General features: G+C 44.2%; 1 protein-coding gene. It reads left to right on the top strand.

The annotated features are described in order from the left end of the window. A partial coding sequence (locus tag A3766_RS30000; protein ID WP_197479133.1) for a hypothetical protein occupies positions 1-626 on the top strand: 626 nt, incomplete at both ends.

The raw sequence follows: 626 nt of genomic DNA, 5'->3' as shown, positions 1-626 counted from the left end.
GAAGCCGGGATTGAGACAGGAGAGCTTGCTAGAGCAGGGGTGTGCTTATCTGCGAAATCAACGATCAAAGCGGTTGCGGGCTTTCCCATTGAAGAGTTACTAACAGAGTATGAGGAGGCGAAGGCCTTTGTCGAGAAAAAGTCTTTGCGTGTTCCTTTTCTGCCGATACTTGAAAACTCTTGGCAATCTTATCTTAAGCACGAATACTTGCTTGGCGACGAAAACTTCGAGGCGACCTCGTTAGCAATTATCAATGGTAGTTCTTTCAAAGCCTTTCTCATGTATTGCCGTTTTGAATACTTCTTCTGGGACGAAGCGGATTGCGAAACACTGGTTGCGCATTTGTTTGACGCGGTTGCAAGTTACGGGCTTTTCAAAAGCCATTTTATGATGGTTGACCTATATTGCCTTAGTAATCTTGCCTTTATTCGTGCTCAGAGAGAGGGCTTTGTAGGCGCTAGTCATCAAGCATTCAAAAAATTGGAGAAAGTATCAAACGAGCTCAAGCACATTCTTCAGCTTCGAGCCGATTTATATTCTCTTAATCATGAGCATAAAATTGCTTTGGTAGAAGCAGAGCAGCTTGCCTTAGATGGCGCGCCTTTTGAACAAACGGCAAAGCGTTA

The organism is Oleiphilus sp. HI0132 (genome assembly GCF_001635845.1).
This window is presented reverse-complemented; position numbering and strand designations above follow the sequence as displayed.